Raw genomic sequence first — 6,285 nt, forward strand, 5'->3', positions numbered from 1 at the left:
GTGGCATCCTGCCGCCACCTCGAGGACCGCCGACCACTCAGCAGTACCCACTCAGTCCGAACCCCTCAGGGCAGGATCGCGTCCACGTACCCGCCGTCCACGCGCAGCGCACCACCGGTCGTCGCCGACGCCAGCGGAGACGCGAGGTACACGACCAGGTTCGCGATCTCCTCCGGCTCGATCAACCGCTGCAGCAGCGACTGCGGCCGGTGCCGGCGCATGAACTCCCGCTGCGCCTCGTCCCACGGCAGGTCCTTCTCGACGAGCGAGTAGACGAAGTCCTCGACGCCCCGGGTGTGCGTCGGGCCCGCGATGACCGAGTTCACCGTCACCCCGGTGCCCGCGGCCTCCTTGGCGAAGCCCCGGGAGACCGCGAGCAGCGCGGTCTTGGACATGCCGTAGTGGATCATCTCGGCGGGGATGACGACGGCGGAGTCCGAGGCGATGTTCAGCACGCGGCCCCAGCCCTGCCCGGTCATGCCGGGCAGGTAGGCGCGGGTCAGCCGCACCGCGGCGAGCACGTTGACCTCGAAGTAGCGGCGCCACTCGTCGTCGGTGATGTCCAGGGCCGGGCGCGACTCGAAGATGCCCAGGTTGTTGACCAGGACGTCGACGTCGGGGACGACGGCGCGGACCGCCTCGGCGCCCGCGTCGGTGCTGACGTCGCCCGGGGCCGCCACGAACGATCCCGGGCCGTCGCCGAGCTCCGCCGACAGCCGCGCGACGGCGGCGTCGACGGATCCCGCGGTGCGGCCGTTGACGGCCACCCGCGCGCCGGCACGGGCCAGCCCGGCGGCGATCGCGGCGCCGATGCCCTGGGTGGAGCCGGTGACGAGCGCGGTGCGCCCGGTGAGGTCGAGCTGCGTCATACCCCGACGGTAGGCGGTCGGGCGCGGACTCCGCGAGGCGCGGTCAGCGGACCCCCGGGCGGCCGGCGGGCGCGCGGGCGGCGGCGACCGCCTCGTCGAACCGGCGCCGAGCGGCGTCGGCGCGGCGCCGGTGCAGCAGCACCGCGGCGACCACGGCGGCGGCGACCAGGACCACCACGGCGGCCTGCGACCACGGCAGCGCCCACGCGCTGAACGGCACCTGGATCAGGACGGAGGCGCCGGTGTGCGCGTCCGCGCCGACGCCGACGGGGGTGACGGTCACCTCCCCGGCGAGCCGCCCCAACGGCCAGGCGGGGATCTCGGCGGTGACGGGGACGGAGGCACCGGGCAGCACCTCCCGCGGGTCCGGCCCCTCGGTGCCGCCCTCGGCGAGGCCGAACGGGCCCGCGACCCGGGTGACGACGGTGCCGCCGAGCCGGACGTTGCCGGCGTTGGCGATCGGGAACTCCAGCCGCAGCGTGCCGGCGGAGAACGGGTTCCAGGACGGGACGTAGGCGGCGGTGACCTCGGGCACCGCGAGGGCGGTGACCACGTCGCCGGTGACCCGCAGGTGCAGGCGGGCGCCGACCCGGCTGTCGACGCCGACCCCGTCGGCGGTGCTCGTGGCCACGGCGGCGACGATCCCCGCGGGGTGGTCGCCGGGCGTGGCGTCGGCGGGGACGCGCACGACGAACGGCAGCGTGACGGTGCCGCCGCCGACGACCTCCAGGTGCTGCACGGTGCCGGGCTCGACGAGGGCGCCCCCCGGGTCGCCCATCGCGACCCAGGACCCCGCCCCGGCCGGGGCGGTCCCCGCCGGGGGCAGGTCGAACTGCCCGTCGGAGGTGAGCACGCCGTCGCCCGCGTAGACCTCGAAGACCACCGGTTGCTCGCTGAAGTTGGTCAGCGCGACGTGCTCGGTGACCTCGGCGCCGGGGTCGAGGGTGTGCCGGTAGGAGACCCGCCCGTCGGGGCCCTCGGGGGTCGCGGGTTCCAGCGCCCAGGTGATGCGCTCGGTGGTGGTGGCGGACGCCGCCGCGGCGGCCTGGCCGTGGGCGAGCGGGCCGAGCGCCGGCAGCAGCGCGAGGCCGAGGGCGACGGCGAGCGCGGCGGGCTTCCGGGGACGGGGCGTGGCGGACGTGCGGGGCACGGCGGGCTCCGTGAGGGGTGTCGGGGTCGGGCACGGCGGTGCCGACGCGGCCGGGGCGACCGACCGCGTCGGCACCAGGGGGTCAGTCGACCGGGAACAGCGTGAGCGTGACGGCGCCCGCGTAGCTGCCGGCCGGCGCGTCGACCGGCACGTCGAGCACCACACCCGCGGTCAGCTCGGTCGCACCGGCACGGCCGTGCGACGCCGCCGTGGCGAGGGTCGCGGAGCCCGCGAGCCCTGTGCCGCCGGAGAGGCGGGTCGCGACGGGCGACCCGGGCGTGACGCAGTGCTTGTCGCTGATCAGGACCGGCGTCCAGCCGAGGTTGTCGGCGGTGAGCGTCGTGGCGCCCGCGACGAGGTCGCGACCCCGGCCGGACACGGTCCAGCCCCCGTCGCCGGCCTGCGCGTCGGAGCGCGAGTCGGTCACGGTGACGGTCGGCAGGGCACCCTCGAACCGCAGCCGGTCCCCGGCGTTGGCGGGCGCGCCGAGGTCGAGCCCGGAGCCGGCCACCGACATGGCCAGCACGCCGTCCGTCTGCTCCGGGCGCGGCACGGTCGCGGTGACGTCGACGGTCCCCTCGTCGCCCGCCTCGGGCTCCGTGGGATCGACCGGCGGGTCGACCTCCGGCGGGGTCTCGGGGTCGACCGGCGGGTCGACCACGCCGGGCTCCTCGCCCGCGACGTCCACGTCGATGACGTTGTAGAACGCGGCACCGGTGTCGTCGACCGTCCACGCGGCGTAGATGACGTGGTAGCCGACCCGGTCCGCCGGGACGTCCACCACGTGCACAGCGCCGGCGGTCGGCATCGACCCGTCGTGCTGCACGGTGCCGATCTTCTCGAACGACGCGCGGCTCAGCGGCGCGTTCTGGTCCCAGCCCGGGACCGTCATGAAGTAGTCCCACCGGGTGGTCCTGTGCGGTGCCGTGTACACCCAGCTGATGCGGTTCGGCCCGGGCGAGATCGCGTTCTTCACCCAGCGGTCCGCGGACTGCTCGTCGAGCTCGGAGAACCGCGCGTTCCCCGCCGAGGCGAGCTGCCCGTCGGCCGGGCCCGCCTCCGGGAAGCCCTTGGGGCCCTCGACGCTCTGCGGCTCGTACTGCACGCCGCCGAGGTTCGCGTTGGTGCGCAGCGCGGCCCGGGCCACCATGCCCGACTCGGAACCGCCGACGTAGCCGTGCGACCACGCGGCCGGTGCCGTCGCCAGGGCGACCGGCGCGAGCAGCGCCAACGCCGCCCCCGTCCCCAGCGTGCGTCTGATCAGTCTCATCTTCGCGTCCTCTCGCACCGGGGGGCGGCCGGCCCGCGGAGCGCGAGATCGAGTCGCCCCCGCTCGAACGGCCCGTGCCGAGACGGCCACGGGCTCGTCGTCGACGCTAGGGACGCGGCGGGGGCGTAGGTGCTCTGCCGTGGTGCGCACGAATCTGCACGGTTTCCCGCGGCAGGAGCTGCGCGGCGCGGAGCGGCCGCCCGTGGCGCCAGAAGTTCGTGCTGCGCACGCGGCCACCCGGACGGCGTGGAACGCCCGATGGAGTGGTCCGGGTGCACCCCCGTGGTATCGCTGTAGGTACCAGCAACCCGCCGGGGTGCGAGAGGGTCAGGCCGCGGCGTCCCACCAGCGGTCGGGCAGGCCCGGGGACACGACGACCAGGCCGTGGATCGCGGCGACCGCGGCGAGCCGCACGTCGTACGTCGCGAACGCCGTGATCTCCGGGTAGGCCAGGGCGACGCCGAGGTGCAGCGAGGCGAAGGGCGACAGCACGGCGGTCGTCATCGCGGCCGCGCCGACCGCCTGGTCCGAGAACCGGACGACCTCGAGCCGCTCGCCGGCGGCGTGGGCGCGCGCGCGGACGTGCACCGGCGCCGTGGCGGCCGCGTGGCGCAGCTCGCTCAGGGACAGCGGCGTGACGAGGAGTTCCGGCTCGTGCTCCTCCGCCCACCGCTGCCAGTCCACCGAGTGGTCCGGGAACGGCAGGTAGCGCAGGAGGGCCGAGCCGTCGGCGTAGACCCGCACGCCCCGCACTGTAGCGGGGCGTGCGGGTCGTCAGCTCACGCCGCGGAGCTGCGGAGCCGCTCCATGGCGAGCTGCACGAGCTGGATCAGCGTCTGCTTCGTGGCGGTGCGCGACCGGGCGTCGGTGTAGAGCACCGGCACGTGCGCCGGGATGGCGAGCGCCTCGCGCACGTCCTCCAGGCGGTGCTTGGCCACGCCGTCGAAGCAGTTCACGCCCACGACGAACGGGATGCCGCGCGACTCGAAGTAGTCGACGGCCGGGAAGCACTGGTCCAGGCGGTCGGTGTCGACCAGCACGACGGCGCCGATCGCGCCGCGCACCAGGTCGTCCCACATGAACAGGAACCGGTCCTGGCCCGGGGTGCCGAACAGGTACAGCCACAGCGACCCCGGCAGCGCGATGCGCCCGAAGTCCATGGCGACCGTGGTCGACGTCTTGCGCTCGGTCTGCCCGCCCGCGTCGTCGATGCCGACCGAGTGCTCGGTCATCGCGGCCTCGGTGTTCAGCGGCTCGATGTCGGAGATCGACCCGATGAACGTCGTCTTGCCGACGGCGAAGCCGCCCGCGACGACGATCTTCACGACGGTGGGCGCGGCACCCATCTCGCCGGCGTCGCCGGCGGGGCGGGCGGTGGGCACGGCAGCGGCCTGGCCGGTGGCCACGGCGTCAGAGGGCGGAAATGCCATTGAGAACACTCTCCAGGACGCTCAGGGACAGGGCGGGCGACTGACCGGTGGTGGTCTCGACCGGCGTGGACGAGTGCACGCGGACGTAGCCCGCGTCGGCCAGGTCGGACACGACGACGCGCGTCACGCCCAGGGGCAGGTGCAGCAGGGCGGACAGCTCGGCGATGGAGATGTAGCCGTGCGACGCGTGCTGCAGGATCGCCCGCTTCTCGGGCGTGAGGCCCTGGCCCGAGACGCCGGCGGGCAGCATCTCCACCAGCGCCTCGAGGGGGTAGTCGGACCGCTCGGACCGCACCCGGCCGCCGGTGAGGGCGTACGGGCGGACGGTCCTGGTCTCGAACTCGCTCTCGCTCATCGGCTACCTCACACGGTGGGAGCGCGGGTGGCGCCGTCGACGGGGAGGCTGCCGCGCATCTCGGTGATGAGCTGCGGGGTCAGCGTGGCCTCGGTCCGCGAGACGAGCATCGCCATCTCGTAGCCGATGAGGCCCACGTCGCAGGTGGCGTCGGCGACGACCGCGAGGACGGAGCCGTTCGACACGCTCATCAGGAAGAGGAACAGGTTGTCCATCTCCACGATCGCCTGCCGCACGTCGCCGGCGCGGAGCTGGCGCGCCGCTCCCCGGGTCAGGCTCGACATGCCCGCCACGATCGCCGCGAGCTGGTCGCCGCTGGTGCGGTCGAGCTGCTCGGACATGGCCATGAGCAGACCGTCGGCCGACACCACCAGCGTGTGCCGGGTGCCGGGCACGGTCCGGACGAAGTTGTCCAGGAGCCAGCCGAAGTTGGCTGCCTCGGTGCTGAGGGTGGTCACACATCCTCCTGACGTGATGCAGGCGCGGCTGCGGCTGCGGGGACGGGTGTCACCATGACGGCGACGGCGGGACGGGCTGGGAGTCGGACTCGGTGCGGGGCTGCTCCGGCTGGGTGCCGGCCTCACCCGCGTCGGCGTCCGCGAGGGCACGACGCCCCCGACGGCTGCCGGACTGGAAGCTCGACAGCCGGTCGCGCAGGCTGTCGGCGTCACGCGCCGGAGCCTGGCCCGACTCGGGCTGCGAGATCTCGGGGGCCGCCGGGATCGCGGTCGGCACGCGGCGGGTGAGCGATCCGCCGGCCGGCACGTCGACCTGGGGCCGGTACGCGGACAGCTGGCTCAGCTCGCTCAACGCCTGCTCCTGGATGTCGGCCCGCAGGGCGAGCATCTGGGCCGCCTCCGCGTCGAGCGCGCCGGGCCGGCGGGGCTGGTCCGCGGCGGGCGCCGCGGCGGCGGCGGGCTGGGCGGACCACGACGGGGCGGGCGCCGGCTGCGGGACCGACGCGCCGTCGGGCGACCAGGACGACGCCCAGGCGCTCATGTCGCGGTGCGGACGGCGCTCCGACGGCGTGGGCGCGCCGGGCTCCGGGGCCGGGGGCGGGACCTCGCCGCGGGTGCGGGTCGGCAGGGGCACCGCACCGGCGGGCTCCTGCGGGGCCCACGCGGGCTCGGCGGCCTGGGCCGGCAGCTCGGGCGACCACGCGGGCTCGGCGGGCGCCGACCACGCGGGGGCGGCGGACCACGCGCCGGGCT

The 6,285-nt window shown here is 75.5% G+C and carries 7 protein-coding genes and 1 pseudogene; all 8 read right to left on the reverse strand.

The window, feature by feature from the left end; all coding sequences use genetic code 11:
• Positions 1 to 65: 65 nt before the first annotated feature.
• The gene (locus tag J5O08_RS12355) at positions 66 to 869 is read right to left on the reverse strand and encodes an SDR family NAD(P)-dependent oxidoreductase (protein ID WP_218707180.1); all 804 of its coding nucleotides are present in this window, start codon (positions 867 to 869) and stop codon (positions 66 to 68) included.
• A 43-nt stretch (positions 870 to 912) separates the two neighbouring features.
• Positions 913 to 2,019, reverse strand: coding sequence for a DUF916 domain-containing protein (locus J5O08_RS12360; protein WP_218707181.1), 1,107 nt, complete (start codon positions 2,017 to 2,019; stop codon positions 913 to 915).
• 82 nt (positions 2,020 to 2,101) lie between these two features.
• Positions 2,102 to 3,289 carry a lytic polysaccharide monooxygenase gene (locus tag J5O08_RS12365; protein WP_218707182.1) on the reverse strand — a complete coding sequence of 396 codons (1,188 nt, stop codon included), beginning with the start codon at positions 3,287 to 3,289 and terminating at the stop codon, positions 2,102 to 2,104.
• A 327-nt stretch (positions 3,290 to 3,616) separates the two neighbouring features.
• On the reverse strand, positions 3,617 to 4,033 hold the full coding sequence (locus J5O08_RS12370; RefSeq protein WP_308281594.1) for a PIN domain-containing protein: 417 nt from the start codon (positions 4,031 to 4,033) through the stop codon (positions 3,617 to 3,619).
• Between the two features lie 35 nt (positions 4,034 to 4,068).
• Positions 4,069 to 4,719 (reverse strand): ATP/GTP-binding protein, encoded by a 651-nt coding sequence (locus J5O08_RS12375; protein WP_147794820.1) that lies wholly within the window; start codon positions 4,717 to 4,719, stop codon positions 4,069 to 4,071.
• Positions 4,700 to 5,074 (reverse strand): DUF742 domain-containing protein, encoded by a 375-nt coding sequence (locus J5O08_RS12380; RefSeq protein ID WP_147794821.1) that lies wholly within the window; start codon positions 5,072 to 5,074, stop codon positions 4,700 to 4,702. Before J5O08_RS12380 ends, J5O08_RS12375 begins: the two co-directional genes overlap by 20 nt.
• An 8-nt stretch (positions 5,075 to 5,082) precedes the next feature.
• Positions 5,083 to 5,532 carry a roadblock/LC7 domain-containing protein gene (locus J5O08_RS12385; RefSeq protein WP_147794822.1) on the reverse strand — a complete coding sequence of 150 codons (450 nt, stop codon included), beginning with the start codon at positions 5,530 to 5,532 and terminating at the stop codon, positions 5,083 to 5,085.
• Positions 5,533 to 5,581: 49 nt separating this feature from the next.
• A pseudogene (locus J5O08_RS12390) lies at positions 5,582 to 6,285 on the reverse strand (hypothetical protein); the annotation flags it as partial.

It is taken from the genome of Cellulomonas sp. PS-H5, assembly GCF_019265565.1.
Lineage (GTDB): Bacteria > Actinomycetota > Actinomycetes > Actinomycetales > Cellulomonadaceae > Cellulomonas.

Excerpts from the sequence above, each read along its gene's own strand:
- J5O08_RS12355 (WP_218707180.1), bottom strand. The coding sequence starts at position 869 with ATGACGCAGCTCGACCTCACCGGGCGCACCGCGCTCGTCACCGGCTCC.
- J5O08_RS12365 (WP_218707182.1), bottom strand. The coding sequence starts at position 3,289 with ATGAGACTGATCAGACGCACGCTGGGGACGGGGGCGGCGTTGGCGCTG.
- J5O08_RS12375 (WP_147794820.1), bottom strand. The coding sequence starts at position 4,719 with ATGGCATTTCCGCCCTCTGACGCCGTGGCCACCGGCCAGGCCGCTGCC.
- J5O08_RS12380 (WP_147794821.1), bottom strand. The coding sequence starts at position 5,074 with ATGAGCGAGAGCGAGTTCGAGACCAGGACCGTCCGCCCGTACGCCCTC.